The organism is Mycobacterium sp., from assembly GCF_035623875.1.
Classification (GTDB): Bacteria; Actinomycetota; Actinomycetes; order Mycobacteriales; family Mycobacteriaceae; genus Mycobacterium.
Window position 1 is genome coordinate 12,160 of the sequence record NZ_DASPSP010000181.1, and the last position, 18,423, is coordinate 30,582.

The window sequence follows — 18,423 nt, forward strand, 5'->3', positions numbered from 1 at the left end:
AGCGGCTGATACCGCCCCACATGTGCGCTGTGTCGCGCGTTGTATCCGGCTGCCTGAAGCTGTCGCGACCGCAACAGTCCCGACCCGCCCCACCATCTGCTCCATCCCTTTCCAGAGAGCGAGAGGCCGATGACTTCCATCTCCCCGCAGACAACAAGCGGCATCCCGCCGACCACCAACGGCACCGCTTCGCGGGCCGCACCCTCCGGGTCGGCGGTGCTGGATTCGGCGCATGTCGGCGACATCGTCGGCGCGTTCGGTCGTATCGACCGGGATGCCAGCCCCGGTCGTAGCTGGTGGCAACGGCTTCGGATGCTGATGGTCATTAGTGGCCCCGGACTGATCGTGATGGTCGGCGACAACGACGCCGGTGGTGTCGCGACTTACACGCAGGCCGGACAGAACTACGGCATGAAATTGCTGTGGACACTGGCGCTGCTCGTCCCGGTGTTGTATGTCAACCAGGAAATGGTGCTCCGATTGGGCGCGGTCACCCGGGTCGGTCATGCGCGGCTGATTTTCGAGCGCTTCGGCAAGTTCTGGGGCGCGTTCAGCGTTGGCGATCTATTGATCCTCAACGCCTTGACGATCGTCACCGAATTCATCGGGGTGTCGTTAGCGCTCGGATTCTTGGGCTGCCCCAAGGCAGTTGCGATACCGCTCGCTGCTGTGCTGCTGTTCGCGGTGGTGGCTGGTGGCTCGTTCCGGCGTTGGGAGCAGCTGATGTTCGTCTTGATCGCGGCTAACGCTGCGATCATCCCGGTCGCATTGTCGGTGCACCCCACCATCGGCGGCAGCGTGCACGGACTGATTCCCTCGTTGCCTGGCGATCCGGACTCCATCGTGCTCATGGTCATCATGGCGATTGTCGGCACCACCGTGGCGCCCTGGCAGCTGTTCTTCCAGCAGTCCAACGTCGTCGACAAGCGCATCACGCCGCGCTGGATTCCCTACGGCCGAGCCGATTTGGTCATTGGCATCGTCGGGGTGATGGGCGGCGCGATCGCGCTGATGGCAGTCACCGCGTTCGGGCTGGACGGCACCGCCGCCGCCGGAAAGTTCAGCAATGCCGGGGCGGTCGCTGGCCACCTATCCGCTCACGTCGGGCACACGTTCGGCGTGCTGTTCGCGCTGGTTTTGCTGGACGCATCACTAATCGGGGCGAACTGCGTGGGGCTGGCCACCACCTATGCACTCGGTGACTCCATGGGTAAGCCGCATTCGCTGCATTGGAAGATCACCGAGGCGCCGTTGTTCTACGGCAGCTACGCCGTGCTGCTCGGGGTGTCGGCTGCGGTCGCGTTCAGTCCCGATCACGTCCTCGGTCTGATCACTCAGGGTGTGCAGGCGCTAGCCGGCGTACTGCTGCCCTCCGCGACCGTCTTTCTGGTGCTGCTGTGCAACGACCGCCCGGTGATGGGCCCGTGGGCAAACACCTTCCGCCAGAACGCCATCGCCTGGATGATCGTCTGGTCACTGGTGGTGCTGTCGCTGATGTTGACGGCGGTGACGTTCTACCCCAACCTGTCCACCGCGACTCTGGTGACCGGCGTCGGAGTCGGCGTTGCGCTCGGCCTGCTGGGCGCCGCCATTATTTTCGCCGTCGGTTGGCACACGGAGCGGCGCAAGCTGGAAGACACCGTGCCATTCGGTGCGCTGGACTTCGACCAGGTCGAGGAACTCGAGCAGCTCCCGAAGCTGACACGTGCCGAACTCAAAGCCTTCCACAAAGAGGTCCGCGCGCGTTGGAACACGCCGGCACTTGCGACCCTGGAGCGGCCGGCCATATCGCCGCTGCGTCGGGCCGGGCTGTTGACGCTGCGCAGCTACCTGGTTGTCGCGGGCGCGATGGTGGTGGTCAAGATCGTCCAGGCCGGCCTAGGCTGAGGAGAATCTCACGGCAGCAGGACGATCTTGCCGTGGGTGTGCCGCTGCTCGAGCTCTTCGTAAGCATCGGCGACCCGGTCTAGCGGATACGTGGCAGCGACATCGAAATCGACTGCGCCAGACGCGATCAGATCGGCGATTTCGCTGAGAACCTCCGGCGTCGACGCCTCGGCGCTCCCCTCGGTCTTCGCGCCGACCTCGCCGGCTTTCTGGAAGGAGATGATGGTGTCGATGCGCTCGGGCGGCACACCGAGATCCAGGGCCAGCTGAACATAGTTCGGTCCGAACAGGTCGATGAACGCATCGATGCCGTCCGGTCCGGCCTCCCGCAGTCGCTCGGCCAACCCGTCGCCGTACTCGACTGGGACCACGCCGTGAGCGCGAAGCCACTCGGCATTGTTTTTCGACCCGATGCCCAGCACCCGAACGTCGAGGAGCGCCAACAACTGGACGACCAGGCTACCCACTCCGCCGGCCGCGGCCGAGACCGCGACCGTTTCGCCCGGCTGCGGCGCCACGGCACGGACCGCGGCGTATGCCGTAACTCCGACGACGTAGAGGGAGCCGGCGGCCTCCCAGCTCAGCTGAGCTGGTTTGCGGATCAGCTGGCCGACCGGGACCACGGTATGTGTGGCGTGGCTGGAACGCCGAAAACTGAACCCGAGCACCTCGTCGCCGATGGCGAAATCGCTTACCCCGTTGCCGACTTCGACGACAATTCCGGCCAGGTCGCTGCCCTCGCCAGAGGGAAACGTCGCGGGGAACTGCTCATGCAGTGCGCCGATGCGGATAGCTGCCTCGCCGGGATTGATGCCGGCGGCGCGAACCTCGACGAGCACCTCGCCTGCGCCGGGGGCCGGGACATCGATATCGGCCACGTACAGGACATCGCGTCCGCCATATCGATCGAACCGGACCGCGCGGGCCTTTGTAGCTGTCATGTTGATCTCCTTCCCGGGTTTGCGAGCAGGCCTAGGTGCTCCAGATCGGCGACGTATTTGTCGATCAGCGAGGCCGACAAGTGCGGAATATCCTCGCTCGCACCGATTTTCGCTGCTCGAACGGCGTCGCGGAACATCTCGGTGGATGCGGGTGCGCCGAGCAGCGGCTGCTGTGGTTTCCGGTAGGCGTCCATTAACGGCAGAACCGAGTGTTGGCGTTGCTTTTCCGGCAATGCGCGCAGCGCGGTTTCGAAGCGCGCGAGCCATTCGTTGTAGTCGGCGATACGCTGGATGTGGTGGCCGGCGTCGATGAGCCAGTCCACGAATACGTCCAGCGAGACTCCGTCGTCGTGCGGATTCATCACGTCGAAGGACCGGAACCCCCAGGAAGCTGTTGTGGCACACTGCTCGCCGAGCGTGGTGATCGATTCCGCGACGAAGTCGACGGGCAGACCGTCGTAGTGCGCCCGGGGTCGGTTGCCCGCCGCATCGGTCTGATAGAACGAGCCCGGCGCGACGCCCGTCGCCAGCAAGCTCAATATCAGTCGGGTGAACGCGTCGGGCACATTGAGCTGACCGGCATAGCGGCTGTGGGCGAGGATCATGTCGGAGCGGAACACTGCCACCGGCAGCCGGCACAGGTCGTGTGCCTCACGCAGCAACACCTCGCCGGCCCACTTGCTGTTCGCGTATCCGTTGGCGTACGACTCGTCGATCGGTCGCACCGGGGTGACGTCGCGGATATCGCCATCTTCGACGAATTCAGTCGGATCGACCGACAACGCCACCGCCACGGTTGACAGGTAGGTGACCGGCTTGATCCGGGATGTGATGGCCAGCCGGATCAGCTCCGCCGTGCCAAGAACGTTGGGGCCGAACAACTGGTCGTAGGGTAAGACGTGGTTGACGAGCGCAGCCGGATGTACTATCAAATCCACCGTTTTCGCCAGCCGCTCCCAAGTCGCTTGATCCAAACCGAGATTCGGCTCGCCGATATCGCCGACGACGACTTCGAGCCGGTCGGCTGCCAACTCGCGGAACCGCGCTGGCAATTGCGAGTCCCCACTGTCGAAGACGGCTTCCAGCCGTCTTGCGGCGCTCTGCGGGTCACTGCCCCGGACTATGCAGATCAGCTTCCCGCCCGTCTCGGCCAGCCGTTGCAGCCAATCCAGGCATAGGAACCGGCCGAGGTAACCGTTGGCGCCGGTGAGCAAAACGGTGTGTGGTTCGCCGGTGGTCGACGGAAGCGACGGTGCTTCAGCGAGGGTCCGCGTGTCGATGAATTTCTCCAAAGTCAGCTCAGCGGAGCGGATTTGGGTGACAGACTCTCCAGGGGCTCCGTGCACAGTCGTGAACGTCGGGCGCTTGGCGCTGGCGCCACATTCGGTCTCGATGTAGTCGGCGAGCTGGCGCAGGTTGCCTGCCGGGTTGATGATCACCGCGACCGGCACCTCGACTCCGAAGATTTCCTGCAGCAGGTTGGAAAAGGTCAACGCCGACAGCGAGTCTCCGCCGAGATCGGTGAAGTGCGCTTGGGGTTCCGGCGCGCCGCCGGTGCCCAGCAACGCCTGCGCCGCGCGGATCAACGTGTCGAGCACCGGCTGGTCGGCTGCCGCTGCTCGCAGCGCACGCAGTTCATCGACCCGGTTGGCGGCAAGATCGGCGTAGAGCTGCTCGAGCCGTTCGGCATAGTGCTCTTTGAGCTTGGGCCGCAACAGCTTTCCCACCCCGGATAGCAGGCCGTTATCTGTGCTGAACGGTTCGGACTCGACCAGGAAGTCGACGGGCAGCTCGTAGGACTGTAGTTCGGCGGTTCTCGCTGTCTGGCGCAGCGAATCGGTCAGCGCTGCCTTGAGTCCGGCATCGTCGCCAAGGAATTTCTGGAACGCATCGGCGGTGGGAACCACGACGGCCAGCAGGTACGGACGTTCGCTGTTGCCGTAGACGAAGACCTGACGGACCAACGCAGCGCCGGCGAACACCGACTCCAGGTGTGCCACAGCCACGAATTCGCCCTGCGCGAGCTTCAGCACGTTGTTGCGCCGGTCGACATAGGCGATCCGGTCCGGCGCGACCTGGGCCATCACGTCACCGGTCCGGTAGTAACCATTGTCGTCGAAAACCCCGGCGGTGACCTCGGGGCGTTTGTAATACCCGGGCGTCGCGCTCGCGGACTTCACCAGCAGTTCGCCCCGCGGATGTGGCTTGTCGGTCGCGAAGTACCCCAGCTCGGGTACGTCGACGAGTTTGTAGTCGATCACCGGCGGGCGCTTGATGACGCCGTCCGTGCTGACCATGCCGACCTCGGTGAGCCCGTAGCCGTCGAGTAGATGGACGCCCAGACACGACTCGATGAAAGCTTTCATCTCGGCGGCCAGTGGCGCAGTTCCGACGAAGCTGGTGAGCACCCGGCCGCCGAGCACCCGCTCGCGTAATTCGGACTTGGCCTCCGCATCGGCGACCAGCGGTTCGATTCCATCGGCCAGCCGACGTTCAACGCCGCTTTGGTAGCGTTGGAACAGCATTTCGACCACTCGCGGTACCAGGCCCATCTCGGTGGGGCGCACCAGATTCCAGTCTTCGAACAGCGTGGACAGATCGCTTTCCGGGACAAAGAAACTGGTGCCGCCGGCCTGGAACGACGTTGCCAACGGGATGCGTCCGCCGAGATGGTTGAGCGGCATGAAGTTGACGTTGACCACCGGCGCTTCGGTCGTCGGCATCGCGTCAGAGGTCCATACCCGTGACACCATGTCCTCGGTGTACATCGCTCCCTTGGGCAGCCCGGTGCTTCCCGACGTGTACAGGATCATGGCCAGCCGCTGATCGTCGCCGTCGGTGTACATGGGTTCCGGCGGCAGCGATCGGCCGCGGGCGATGACATCGCCGAAGGTCTCGACGATCGCCGGCACACTGGCGCCCTCTAGTCGCGCCCGTGCCCGCTCAAAGCTCTCGCGTTGGTCGTCGACCTCCGGCCGATAGTCGAAGACGACGATGCGACGCACCGACTGACTGCCCAGCGCGGACTCGATGGCGAGATCCAGATACGCCGCGCCGACCGCCAACACCCGCGGTTCGACTTCGTCGACGATGGGCCGCAGCCGCGAAACCGGACCGTTGTGCTGCAATGGCACTGCGACCAAGCCAAGGTATCCGCACACCAGGTCGATCGTCAGGTAGTCGGGACTGGCGAAACCCACGGTCGCGACGAAATCCCCAGGCGCCACCGGATGATCCGGATCGAGTCGCCAGGCCGTGGCGGCAGCACGCACATTGGCCCACAGGTCGCGGTAGGTGATGGTCTCGAATCGCGACAGCAGCTGGCTGGTTGTGCGACCAGTCGTCGGATCGGTTGTCAGGGTTAGTGCGCGCCACCCGAGCGCCGGACGGTCGGCATAACCCTCCACGTAGGTTTGCAGCACCTGCGGTAACCGAAGACCCGGGCGCCGCGCAGCCTCGACGACATCGGGCTTCGGCATGGCTGCACGGATCTGCTCATCGTCGGCACAGAGCTGGGCGGTGCGCTTCTCGAGACCGCCTCCCGGAACCGGGCTGGTGCTGTTCTCGCCTCCCGCGTCGGCGGTCATACTGCACCTTCCGTCGAAACCGTCTCCCTAGGCGCAAACTCAACGGCTCACCCGTCTCTTCCACGCCCGGGTGTGACCGTCGCCACAACGGCACGACGTCAGGCGAGGCGCCCGCTACGCCACCACGTTGATCGGATCACCGATGTGAACGGTGTCGAAGTACCACGCGGCATTGTCCGGACCGAGGTTGATGCAGCCGTGGCTGACGTTCGCGTACCCCTGCGAATCCACCGACCAGGGCGCCGAATGCACGTAGACACCGCTCCAGGTGACGCGGACCGCGTACGAGGCGACGATGTCGTATCCCTCCGGCGAGCTCAGCGGGATCCCGATCGTCCGCGAATCCATGCGGACAGTGCGCTCCTTGGACAGCGCGGTGTAGTTGCCCATCGGCGTCGGGCGGGTCGGTTTGCCCATCGACGCCGGCATCGTGCGTAGCACCTCGCCGTTTTGGCTGACGGTGAACGTGTGCTGCGAGATGCTGGCAACGCCCACCACCTCGTCGCCGGTGTCGAAGCCAGTCGACAACGCGTGCACCGCAACACCGATGTGGCTGTGGGCAGGCCAGTAGCCGTTCGGTATCCATTGCACGACGTTGTTGTCGACCCAATCGAACCGCCCGGTCATGTGGTTCGGCGCGGTGATCTTGATCGCCCGTTCGACTGCTGCCCGGTCACTGACCGGCGCGGTGAACGTGACGATCACCGGGTAAGCCACACCGACCACCGCGCCGTTCGCCGGCTGGATCGATGCGACATCGGCGGTCGGGTTCGGGGGCGCGATCGCCGCCACGCTCGGCGCGCCCGATCCTGCCATGGCCAGCACGGCAACTGCTGCCGCTAGCCACACATTTCGAATCGCTTTACGCACGATATCCACCCTCCGAGATGGTGCAAGCCCGAAGCACTTACATTCTCTATCTCTAATATGTACCCTATCCGGTGCTCAGCAAACGGATCGTGAAACGCGCAAGTCGTGATTAGCTGAGCAAAATACCCATTAGCCGACCTGCTCGGTGCCGCAAAATAGTCGCTAGTGTGATCTGAAACTGATCGAGCTACTTGCGAGTTGGCAAGCGCAGAGCGCTGTGTTACACCGAACGCTGTGAGCGATCCGTACACGCAGCCGCTGCCCGGTTCAGCGGCTCTTGTCCTGATCGACGTGCAACGCGACTTCTACGCCGACGACGCTCCGCTGCCCATCGAGGGCACCAGGGCGGCGATCCCGGCAATGTCCCGGTTGGCAACCGGGTTTCGCGATCGCGCACTGCCGATCGTGCACGTGGTCCGGCTTTACCGTCCCGACGGCTCCAATGCCGAGATGGTGCGCAAACTTGCGATCGAACGGGGCGCGAGGATAGCCGTCCCGGGCAGCGCGGGCTCTCAGATCGCATCCGAGCTGTTGCCCAATCCTGTTGAGCTGGACCATGAATTGCTGCTCGGTGGTGATCTCCAACAGGTGGGTCCACGCGAGCACGTGATGTACAAGCCGCGGTGGGGCGCCTTCTACCAGACCAACCTCGAGCAGCATCTTCGCGATACCGGTAGCGACACAGTGGTTTTTGCCGGTTGCAACTTCCCCAACTGCCCTCGGACGTCCATCTACGAGGCCTCTGAGCGCGACTTCCGCATCCTGCTGGTCTCCGATGCGGTGTCGGGGCTCGACGGCCGAGGCATCACGGAATGTCGGGGGATAGGCGTCGACGTTCGAGACTTGCCGGCGACACTGGCCTGGCTGAGGCAGAGGTAGAACCCCACCCCGTCAGTCAGCGGATTTCATTCGGGCGGCAGCGGATTCCGGCATTGGCTCGTACCGGGCGAAGGAGCGAGTGAACGAGGCCGCCCCATGTGAGAGCGAGCGTAAGTCGATCGCGTAACGGGTCAGCTCAACCTGCGGCACTTCGGCTCTGACCAAGGTGCGGTCGTTGCCGGCGGTGTCGGTACCCAGCACCCGGCCACGGCGCCCGGACAGATCACCCATCACCGCGCCGACCAGATCGTCGGGTATCAGCACGGAAATCTCGTCGATCGGCTCGAGCAGACTTACTTTGGTCGCCGCCGCGGCCTCCTTCAGCGCCAGCGAACCGGCCATCTGGAAGGCGAAATCCGACGAGTCGACGCTGTGCGCCTTGCCGTCGAGCAGCGTGACGCGGATGTCGACCACGGGGTAACCGGTGTGCACGCCCCTTTCCATCTGAGCGCGCACCCCCTTTTCCACGCTCGGGATGAACTGGCGCGGCACTGCACCTCCGACCACCTTGTCCTGGAACTCGAAACCGGACCCTTCCGGCAGCGGTTCCACTTCGATGTCGCAGACCGCGTACTGGCCGTGCCCGCCGGACTGCTTGACATGTCGGCCGTGGCCTTTTGCCTTGCCGCCAAAGGTTTCCCGCAGAGGTACCCGCAGCTCGACGGTGTCCACGGCGACGCCGTACCGGTTCGCGAGTGCGTCGAGTACTACGCCGGCGTGCGCCTCACCCATGCACCACAACACGACCTGGTGCGTCTCCGGATTCTGCTCGATCCGCAGCGTAGGATCCTCGGCGGCCAACCGCCCCAACCCGACCGACAGCTTGTCCTCGTCGGTCTTGGCGTGTGCCTGGATCGCCACCGGCAGAAGCGATTCCGGCATGGTCCAGGGTTTGAGCACCAGCGGTTCGGCCTTGTCCGAGAGCGTGTCTCCGGTTTCCGCCCGGCTCAGCCGGCCGATCGCGCACATGTCACCTGGCAACACCACCGACGCGGGCCGCTGCTGCTTGCCCAGCGGGAACGACAGCGCGCCGATGCGCTCGTCCTCGTCGTGGTCGACGTGGCTGTTGCCGACTCCGTTGATTCCGGCAGAAGCGCCAAAAAAGGAAGCGAAATGGCCCGACACATGAACCGTCGTGTCGGGCCTGATGGTGCCGGAGAAGACTCGGACCAGGCTCAGCCTGCCGACGTATGGGTCCGACGTTGTCTTCACCACCTCGGCCAACAGCGGCGAATCGGAGCCGCAGGTCACCTTGGTGAACGCGGCGCCCTGCGACGTAAAGACCTCGGGCAGCGGGTGTTCCGCCGGGGACGGGAATCCGCGGGTGGCGATCTCCAGTAGTTCCAGTGTGCCGACGCCGGTGCTGCTGCACACCGGAATCACCGGGAAGAAGGATCCACGGGCGACTGCCTTCTCCAGATCGTCGATCAACACCGACTCGTCGATCTTTTCGCCGCCGAGATAACGCTCCATTAGCGATTCGTCTTCGGACTCCTCGATAATTCCCTCGATCAGCGTGCCGCGCGCTTCGTCGATCTGATCGGTGTGCGACGGATCCGGCGGGTGCGCGTTCCGTTTACCGTCCCGGTACTCGTAATGCGTCTGCGACAGCAGGCCGATCAGCCCGTCCCCGGCAGGGAGATACAGCGGCAAAACCTTGTCGCCGAACGCATTCTGGGCTGTCGTCAGTGCATTCAGGTAGTTGGCTCTGGCGTGGTCGAGTTTGGTGATCACTACCGCCCGCGGCATGCCTACCAGGCTGCACTCCTGCCACAGCGACTTGGTCGGTTCGTCGACGTCTTCGTTGGCCGCGATCACGAAAAGAGCGCAGTCTGCGGCCCGCAGCCCGGCCCGCAGTTCGCCGACGAAATCGGCATAGCCGGGAGTGTCGATGAGATTGATCTTGACGCCGTCGTGTAACAGCGACGCCAGGGCGAGACCGACTGAACGCTGCTGGCGGATCTCGGCCTCGTCGTGGTCGCAGACCGTGGTGCCGTCGGCGATGCAGCCGGGCCTGGACAACACGCCGGAGGCGACCAGCAGGGCCTCCACCAGAGTGGTCTTCCCGCCGCCGGACGGCCCTACCAGCACTACGTTCCGGACGGCGGCCGGATCGTCCACGGTGGGAGCGGCTCCTCCACTTGGGGAAGTGTTCGACTTGTCTGCCATGACGTGTCTCTCCTCATGCCCAACGTCGGTTCGCTGACGCCCGCGAGCCGGGCCGCGACCATCGTGATGTATGTCACTTTTCCCCTCGCGCCCGCGTAGCACAAGAGTGAACAGGCGGTAACGAGCGATTTCCGCGCCGCGGCGGCGGTCAGGCGTGCCAGCTGCTCCACCGCTGGACCGCGATCGCTACCACCGGGCCATTCAGCGGAACCGATTGGTACTGGGCATATTTCGCGCGCAGAAGGTCACGCCCCGCGTGCAGGTCATCGCCGTCGTGATGTATCGCAGCGATACCGTCGATCCGGACCCACCACAGTTGCATCCAGTCATCGGCGTAGTGGTCGACCAGCAGGCTCACCTGTGGATGCCGTTCGATATTGGCCAGCCGGCGCAGCCGTTGGGTGGTCTTGGGCTTGGCGTCCACCGCGGTGTAGACGACCTCGTCACGAAGTGCGAAGACCACCGGCACCAGGTGCGGCGTGCCGTCGGGAGTGACGGTGCCCAGCCGGGCCACCGGCGCACCCGCGAAGCTGGCCTTGGGGTCGAAGTCGACCACAACGCTGAGCCTAGAAGGCCGCAAAGGGCCGTAGAAGACTTAGGCCGCCGGGCGGGGGAACCGCCTGATCAGCGGCCGTTTGGCGAGACCAGGATGCCCGACCGGGAAACCGCGGTTACGGTGTAGTGAACAAAATCGCGCGTAGGAGCCCCCGAGGCTGCGACAATCCGAGCTTGAATCCGGTTGGAACTTACCCAGGAGGTAACGGGATGAGCGAATCGCACCGCCGTAGTCCGCGGTGGTCGTCGTGGTTGCTCAGTTTGATAGCACTGGTAGGGCTGGGTCTGGGAACCGCGCCCGCGCAGGCGTCGCCGTTGACCCCCCCGCCGCCGCAGGACACTCTGGCCGCCGTTGGACAGGTGGGCCCGGCGATCGTCGACATCGACGCCAAGCTCGGATATCAGAGTGCGGTGGGCGCCGGAACCGGCATTGTGATCAGTCCCAGTGTGGTGCTTACCAACAACCACGTGGTCGCCGGCGCTACCGACCTCACCGTGAGGTCCATCGGCAACGGTCACACCTTTCCGGCCGCGGTAATCGGATTCGACCGCAGCCATGACATCGCGGTACTGCAGCTTGCCGGAGGCGGACTGCAGCCGGCCAATATCGGCAACTCCGACACGGTCAGGGTCGGCGAACCGATCGTCGCACTGGGCAATGCCGGTGGTGTCGGTGGAACACCCAGCGCGGTGGAGGGGCGGGTCGTCGGGTTGAACCAGACGGTGTCGGCGTCCGACGCCCTGACCGGCAGCACGGAGACGCTGAGTGGGTTGATCCAGGTCGACGCGGCGATACGTCCCGGCGACTCCGGTGGGCCGACCGTCAACGCCGCCAACCAGGTGATCGGCATGAACACCGCCGCATCCGAGAACTTCCACCTCGGCCGCGGGCAAGGCTTCGCGATCCCGATCAATGAGGCGATGGCCATCGCCGGGCGGATTCGGGGCGGTGGCGGGTCGCCGACGGTGCACATCGGTCCGACGGCATTCCTCGGTGTCGGTGTCAACGACGCCGCTGGTGGTGAGGGCGCCGTGGTCAGGCAGGTCATTCCGACCGGTCCTGCCGCCGATGCGGGGCTCGCCCCGGGAGACGTGATCACCTCCATCAACGGCCAACCGGTCGACTCGGCCACCGCATTGACCGCCATCCTCGATCAGCACCATCCCGGCGAAAACGTCACAGTGGGGCTGGGGAATCGCACCGCCAACGTGACACTCGCGGATGGCCCGCCGGGCTGACCTGCATACCGCAGCTCAACCGGCTGCTCTCAATTCGTCTGGCGTGCATATGGTTTGCGATAGCACGCCTCGGGTACGTGTAAGATCGTGGACTTGACGAGCGACAGAGACGACACCGTCGAACATGACCCCGCAGGGGGAAGTCGCGTTGAGGCCGGCGTAGTCGAGCATCCCAGTGCCGACGACTTCGCCGATGCCAGGGAACTGCCCACCGATTCAACCTGGTTCAAGCATGCGGTTTTCTACGAAGTGTTGGTCCGGGCGTTCTACGACTCCAACGCTGACGGATTCGGTGACCTGCGCGGCCTGACCGAACGGATCGACTACCTGCAATGGCTGGGCGTCGACTGCATTTGGCTGCCGCCGTTTTACGATTCGCCCTTGCGTGACGGCGGCTACGACATCCGCGACTTCTACAAGGTGCTGCCGGAGTTCGGCACCGTCGATGACTTCGTCGAGCTGGTCGACGCTGCGCACCAGCGGGGTATCCGGGTCATCACTGACCTGGTGATCAACCACACGTCGGATTCACACCCGTGGTTCCAAGAGTCGCGTCGCGACCCCGACGGGCCCTACGGCGACTACTACGTGTGGAGCGACAGCAGCGACAAGTACGCAGACGCGCGGATCATCTTCGTCGACACCGAAGACTCGAACTGGACCTTCGACCCGGTCCGCCGCCAGTTCTACTGGCACCGGTTCTTCGACCATCAGCCGGACCTGAACTACGACAACCCCGCTGTTCAGGAGGCGATGCTCGACGTCATGCGGTTTTGGCTCGACCTCGGTATCGACGGGTTCCGGCTGGACGCCGCGCCCTACCTGTTCGAACGTGAGGGCACCAACTGCGAGAACTTGCCCGAGTCGCACGCGTTTCTCAAGCGCGTACGTAAGGTCGTCGACGACGAATTCCCGGGCCGGGTGTTGCTTGCCGAAGCCAATCAGTGGCCAAGCGATGTGGTCGAGTATTTCGGTGACCCCGAAACCGGTGGCGATGAATGCCACATGGCATTCCACTTTCCGCTGATGCCGCGCATCTTCATGGCGGTGCGCCGCGAATCGCGTTTTCCGATCTCGGAGATCATGGCCCAGACACCGCCAATTCCGAAGATGGCGCAGTGGGGCATCTTTTTGCGTAATCACGACGAGCTGACCCTGGAAATGGTCACCGACGACGAGCGCGACTACATGTACGCCGAATACGCCAAGGATCCGCGGATGAAGGCGAATGTCGGCATCCGCCGCCGGCTGGCCCCGCTGCTGGAGATGGACCGCAACCAGATCGAGTTGTTCACCGCGTTGCTGCTCTCGCTGCCCGGCTCCCCGGTCATCTACTACGGCGACGAGATCGGCATGGGTGACGTCATCTGGCTCGGCGATCGCGACGGGGTGCGCACCCCGATGCAATGGACTCCGGACCGCAATGCCGGCTTTTCCACGGCCAATCCGGGTCGGTTGTACGTGCCACCCAGCCAGGATCCGGTCTACGGTTACCACACCGTGAACGTCGAGGCTCAGCGCGACACCTCGACCTCGCTGCTCAATTGGACGCGCACCATGCTGGCGGTGCGGCGCAGGCATGACGCGTTCGCGATCGGTACGTTCGAGGAAATGGGTGGATCTAACCCGTCAGTGTTGGCCTACGTGCGCGAAGCCGACCACGATGTAGTGCTTTGCGTCAATAATTTGTCGCGTTTCCCGCAGCCCATCGAATTGAACCTCCAGCACTGGAGCGGCTACACGCCGGTCGAACTGACCGGACAGGTGGAGTTCCCCCGCATCGGCCAACTGCCTTATCTACTGACACTGCCAGGACACGGGTTCTACTGGTTCGAGCTGGCCGAGTCAGAGGAGAGGCAATGAAATTGCCGTGGTCTGAGTGGCTTCCGCAGCAGCGCTGGTATGCCGGGCGAGGCCGGGAACTCGCCATCGCTGAGCCGGGCCACGTCGTCGCGTTGCGCGATGGACTTGACCTGGTACTGGTCGACGTCGCTTACACCGACGGCTCGGCAGAGCGCTATCAGGTGATCGTCGGCTGGGACACTGCGCCGGTCCCCGAGTACACCACTGTCGCCACCATCGGCGCCGACAACGACCACACCGCCTATGACGCGCTGTATGACCCGTCGGCGGCCCAGTTCCTGCTGTCGCTGATCGACACGTCCGCGGTTCGCTCCGATGTGGCGTTCACCAGGGAACCCGAGGTCAGCCTGCCGCTGGAGGCGGCGCCGCGGGTGTCGGACGCCGAGCAGAGCAACACCAGTGTGATCTTCGAGCGAGATGCCATCCTGAAGGTGTTCCGCCGTGTCAGCCCCGGCGTCAACCCTGATATCGAGCTGAATCGGGTGCTCGGCCGGGCCCGCAACCCGCATGTGGCCCGACTGCTCGGCAGCTACGAGTTGACCAACCACCGCGACACCGAAGCCAACTGCCCGCTCGGCATGGCGACCGAGTATGCGGCTAATGCGGCTGAAGGCTGGGCGATGGCCACCGCCAGTGTCCGCGATCTGTTCGCGGAGGGTGACCTGTACGCCCACGAGGTGGGCGGAGACTTCGCCGGTGAGTCCTACCGGCTCGGCGAAGCGGTCGCGTCAGTGCACGCCACGCTGGCCGAAACCCTCGGCACTTCGCAGGCCCCCTTCCCGGTCGACACCATGCTGGCGCGGTTGTCGTCGACGGTCGCGGCGGTGTCCGAGCTCGAGCAGTACGCGGAGACGATCGAGCAGCGCTTCCAAAAGCTGGCCGAGCAGACGATCACCGTGCAACGGGTGCATGGCGATCTGCACCTGGGGCAGGTGCTGCGTACACCCGAGTCCTGGTTGTTGATCGACTTCGAAGGTGAGCCCGGTCAGCCGCTGGCGGAGCGTCGCGCGCCGGATTCTCCGTTGCGTGATGTGGCCAGCGTATTGCGCTCCTTCGAGTATGCCGCCTATGGACCATTGGTCGACCAGTCGACCGACAAGCAACTCGCCGCTCGCGCCCGAGAGTGGGTGCAGCGCAACCGCACCGCGTTTTGTGACGGCTACGCGGCCGCATCCGGCGTCGACCCCCGTGATTCTGCGCCGCTATTAACCGCATACGAACTGGACAAGGCGGTCTATGAGACCGGTTACGAGTCTCGGCACCGGCCCGGCTGGCTGCCCATCCCGCTGCGGTCGATCGCCAAGTTGGTTGACAACTGACAGCCAATTGATATGAGTGCCGTCTGAGTTACCGTCGCCGCGCTGCGAGTGTTGCGGTTCTGATGAAAACATGGCTGCATGCTGCGTGAGATATTCGACAGTGAGGCACGGTTGTCGTGGGTGCTGGCTGCGCTGGCCGGCGTGCTGGGAGCGACGGCATTTACCCATTCCGCCGGATACTTTGTGACGTTCATGACCGGGAATGCCCAACGCGCGGTGCTGGGGTACTTCCGGGGCGACGTGTTGCTGTCGGTGTCAGCTGGCCTGCTCATGCTGTGCTTCGTCGCCGGCGTGGTGGTTGCGTCAGTGTGCCGGCGGCATTTCTGGGTGGCGCATCCACACGGACCGACCGTGCTCACCACCGTCAGTCTGTTAGCCGCCACTGTAATGGGCGTCATCGACGACGGGTGGGAAGAGGTCAACCTCGATTTTGCGCCGATTATGTTGGTGGTCTTCGGTATTGGTGCCCTAAACACGTCGTTCGTCAAGGACGGCGAGGTGTCGGTGCCGCTGAGCTATGTGACCGGCACGCTGGTCAAGATGGGGCAGGGCATCGAACGCCATATCGCCGGTGGAAACGCGTCGGATTGGCTAGGCTACTTCTTGCTGTTCACCAGCTTCGTGTTGGGCGCCGCTTTGGGTGGCTGCATCAGCCTGGTGGTCAATGGAACTGGGATGCTGATAGCCGCTTCGTTCATGTGTGCGTTGACAACCGGGTACACCTACTTTCATCAGGACCGCCGCGCCTTGCTGAATTAGCTTGCCTTAAAAAGACATCGGCAGCAGCGCTGGGGGTGCGCTGCTGCCGATGCGTCGGAGGATAGGTTTAGGTGGCGGCTTGAGCGGCGCTCAGCGTGCGCTGAATGTCGGGCTTCATGGCGACCAGCTGCTGGTTCCAGTAACCCCAGTCATGCGTCCCGTTGGGCGGGAAGTTGAACACCCCGTTGTTGCCGCCCGCAGCCGTGTAGTTTTCGCGGAACGTCTCGTTGGTGCGCAGCGTGAAGCTCTCCAGGAACTTGGCCGGCATGCTGTCGCCGCCAAGGTCGTTCGGAGTGCCGTTACCGCAGTAGACCCAAATGCGGGTGTTATTTTGCACCAGTCGAGGGATCTGGACCATCGGGTCGTTGCGCTTCCACGCCGGATCGCTCGTCGGACCCCACATGTTGGTCGCGCTGTAACCGCCCGCGTCGCCCATGGCCAGACCGATCAGCGTCGGCCACCAGCCCTCGGACGGGTTCAGGAAGCCCGACAGCGATCCCGCGTAGGAGAACTGCTGCGGGTAATACGCGGCCAGAATCAGTGCAGAACCACCCGACATCGACATGCCCACTGCGGCGTTGCCGGTCGGTGAGATGCCGCGGTTGGCCTGCAGGTACTGCGGCAACTCCCGAGTGATAAAGGTCTCCCACTTGTAGGTTTGGCAGCCGGTTTTGCCGCAAGCCGGCTGGTACCAGTCGGTGTAGAAGCTCGACTGTCCGCCGACCGGCATGATCACCGACAGGCCCGATTGGTAGTACTCCTCAAACGCGGGAGTGTTGATGTCCCAGCCGTTGAAGTCATCCTGAGCGCGCAACCCGTCGAGCAGGTAGACTGCGTGCGGTCCGCCGCCCTGGAATTGGACCTTGATATTGTGGCCCATCCCCGCGGATGGCACTTGCAGGTACTCGACTGGCAGCCCCGGCTTGGAGAACGCCCCCGCGGTCGCCGAGCCGCCGACAGCACCGACCAGACCGGCCAGCAGGGCTGCCCCGATGGTCGCGATCGCCATTCGACGCGGCAAACGCGCCGCCGCGCCGCGCAACTTCTCAACGAACTTCATAACTCCTACCCATCCCAACTTTCATCTGCCGCATTACGCGGTCGAATAGCTGTCGGAGGCAGTCAAACACAGCGCGCGGCCCACTCCCGTTTGCCGCCTCGGGGTGTGACGTCGCGGTTGGCTAACGATTAAGCGTCGGCGCGGACTCAAAGATAACGATTGTGAATCGTTGGCCCGTCGTCGTTTACGACGTGGATGGCCTCGGCCTAGGCGACAAGGCGTCGCAAAAATGTTGATGCAGCGCCGATTCCGAGGACAGCAGCCGCCACCAAGACGGCGATGTCGGCCGGGTTGAACGGAGTGCCGATAAGCAGCGCCCGCAGCGCGTCGACTTCGTAACTGAGTGGGTTGACGTGGGAGAGCACATGCAGCCATGCGGGCATCAAGTTGACTGGGTAGAGCGCGTTGGACGCGAAGAACAACGGCATCGTGATGGCTTGACCGATGCCCATCAGCCGATCGCGGCTGCGGACCAGGCCGGCCAGCGTCATCGACAGGCATGCGAAGAACGCTGCAGCCAGCATGACCGTGCCCATCGCGGCCAGGATCCGCAAAGGGTTGACCGTCAGCCCGACGCCCATCAGATAGGCGAGCGCCAACACCCCGATGACCTGTGCCACCGATCGCACGCCCGCCGCAAACGATTTACCGGTGATCAGCGCGGACGCCGGCGCCGGTGTCACCATGAGTTTGGCGAGGATGCCGGCGTCACGGTCCCAGATGATCTGTATGCCGTAGAAGATGGAAATGAACAGCGCCGACTGCGCGATGATGCCCGGTGCCAGGAAGGCCAGATAAGACACCGATCCGGTGTTGATCACATGCAAACGGCTGAACGTGGTGCCGAAGATCAGCAGCCACAGCCCCGGTTGCACCATCCGGGTGACGAGCTCGGTCCGGTCGTGTTGCAGCTTCTGCAGTTCGACGATCGCGAATGCCCCGATGCGGCCCGCCGTTGCGCCGATGCGTTGCCAGCCGCGGGGGGCACGGACCAGGGTTACCTCGATAAGGTGTTGGTCAACCGGCACGACGGACAACCTTTCTACTGGAACGGATTTCACGCACAGTCTGGGAAGGTTCTGTCTGCTGCGACAAGTCGGATGCCGCGTAGTGACGGAACACGTCCTCGAGCGTGGCCGCAGGGGACAACGTCGACTTCAACTTGGTCGGCGTCCCCACGGCCCGCAACTCACCGCGATGCATCAACGCCACCCGATCGCACAACGCGTCGGCCTCTTCCATGTAGTGGGTGGTCAGCAGAACCGTCATACCGAACTGGGCCTGCATGCTTTGTA

13 protein-coding genes and 1 pseudogene are annotated in these 18,423 nt (G+C 64.1%); 6 read left to right on the forward strand and 8 right to left on the reverse strand.

Translation table 11 applies throughout. The features are described 5' to 3' along the window. The first annotated feature begins 129 nt into the window (after positions 1-129). Positions 130-1,887 (forward strand): NRAMP family divalent metal transporter, encoded by a 1,758-nt coding sequence (locus tag VEI45_RS14960; RefSeq protein WP_324854499.1) that lies wholly within the window; start codon positions 130-132, stop codon positions 1,885-1,887. An 8-nt stretch (positions 1,888-1,895) separates the two neighbouring features. Here the strand turns inward: VEI45_RS14960 and VEI45_RS14965 are convergent, their stop codons facing one another. The 3 genes from VEI45_RS14965 to VEI45_RS14975 form a co-directional block, all read right to left on the reverse strand. After that, positions 1,896-2,828 carry an NADP-dependent oxidoreductase gene (locus VEI45_RS14965; RefSeq protein ID WP_324854501.1) on the reverse strand — a complete coding sequence of 311 codons (933 nt, stop codon included), beginning with the start codon at positions 2,826-2,828 and terminating at the stop codon, positions 1,896-1,898. Continuing rightward, positions 2,825-6,415 carry a carboxylic acid reductase gene (gene car, locus VEI45_RS14970; RefSeq protein ID WP_414687488.1) on the reverse strand — a complete coding sequence of 1,197 codons (3,591 nt, stop codon included), beginning with the start codon at positions 6,413-6,415 and terminating at the stop codon, positions 2,825-2,827. Before car ends, VEI45_RS14965 begins: the two co-directional genes overlap by 4 nt. Before the next feature lie 114 nt (positions 6,416-6,529). Continuing rightward, the gene (locus tag VEI45_RS14975) at positions 6,530-7,231 is read right to left on the reverse strand and encodes a L,D-transpeptidase (protein WP_414687491.1); all 702 of its coding nucleotides are present in this window, start codon (positions 7,229-7,231) and stop codon (positions 6,530-6,532) included. Positions 7,232-7,483: 252 nt separating this feature from the next. On the opposite strand from VEI45_RS14975, the gene VEI45_RS14980 reads away from it, so the two are divergent. Then, positions 7,484-8,164, forward strand: a complete 681-nt coding sequence (locus VEI45_RS14980; protein ID WP_414687489.1) for a cysteine hydrolase family protein — start codon at positions 7,484-7,486, stop codon at positions 8,162-8,164. Between the two features lie 12 nt (positions 8,165-8,176). On the opposite strand, the gene VEI45_RS14985 is transcribed toward VEI45_RS14980, so the two are convergent. Together VEI45_RS14985 and VEI45_RS14990 are read right to left on the reverse strand one after the other, a co-directional pair. Beyond that, positions 8,177-10,333, reverse strand: a complete 2,157-nt coding sequence (locus VEI45_RS14985) for an elongation factor G-like protein EF-G2 (RefSeq protein WP_324854506.1) — start codon at positions 10,331-10,333, stop codon at positions 8,177-8,179. A 148-nt stretch (positions 10,334-10,481) separates the two neighbouring features. After that, positions 10,482-10,889 carry a TIGR03668 family PPOX class F420-dependent oxidoreductase gene (locus tag VEI45_RS14990; RefSeq protein ID WP_324854508.1) on the reverse strand — a complete coding sequence of 136 codons (408 nt, stop codon included), beginning with the start codon at positions 10,887-10,889 and terminating at the stop codon, positions 10,482-10,484. Between the two features lie 209 nt (positions 10,890-11,098). On the opposite strand from VEI45_RS14990, the gene VEI45_RS14995 reads away from it, so the two are divergent. From VEI45_RS14995 to VEI45_RS15010, 4 genes are all read left to right on the forward strand, one after another. Beyond that, on the forward strand, positions 11,099-12,127 hold the full coding sequence (locus tag VEI45_RS14995) for a S1C family serine protease (RefSeq protein WP_324854510.1): 1,029 nt from the start codon (positions 11,099-11,101) through the stop codon (positions 12,125-12,127). A gap of 93 nt (positions 12,128-12,220) precedes the next feature. Beyond that, the gene (treS, locus tag VEI45_RS15000) at positions 12,221-13,990 is read left to right on the forward strand and encodes a maltose alpha-D-glucosyltransferase (RefSeq protein ID WP_414687490.1); all 1,770 of its coding nucleotides are present in this window, start codon (positions 12,221-12,223) and stop codon (positions 13,988-13,990) included. Next, on the forward strand, positions 13,987-15,309 hold the full coding sequence (locus VEI45_RS15005) for a maltokinase N-terminal cap-like domain-containing protein (protein ID WP_324854514.1): 1,323 nt from the start codon (positions 13,987-13,989) through the stop codon (positions 15,307-15,309). Before treS ends, VEI45_RS15005 begins: the two co-directional genes overlap by 4 nt. A gap of 78 nt (positions 15,310-15,387) precedes the next feature. After that, on the forward strand, positions 15,388-16,068 hold the full coding sequence (locus tag VEI45_RS15010) for a YoaK family protein (RefSeq protein ID WP_324854515.1): 681 nt from the start codon (positions 15,388-15,390) through the stop codon (positions 16,066-16,068). A 67-nt stretch (positions 16,069-16,135) separates the two neighbouring features. On the opposite strand, the gene VEI45_RS15015 is transcribed toward VEI45_RS15010, so the two are convergent. The 3 genes and pseudogenes from VEI45_RS15015 to VEI45_RS15025 all read right to left on the reverse strand — a co-directional run. Further along, positions 16,136-17,128: an alpha/beta hydrolase family protein gene (locus tag VEI45_RS15015; protein ID WP_324854516.1), complete on the reverse strand. Its 993-nt coding sequence runs from the start codon at positions 17,126-17,128 to the stop codon at positions 16,136-16,138. A 206-nt stretch (positions 17,129-17,334) separates the two neighbouring features. Continuing rightward, complete coding sequence (locus VEI45_RS15020; RefSeq protein WP_414687492.1) at positions 17,335-18,135, reverse strand: ABC transporter permease; 801 nt, start codon at positions 18,133-18,135, stop codon at positions 17,335-17,337. A gap of 10 nt (positions 18,136-18,145) precedes the next feature. After that, positions 18,146-18,423: pseudogene (locus tag VEI45_RS15025) on the reverse strand (ABC transporter ATP-binding protein); the annotation flags it as partial.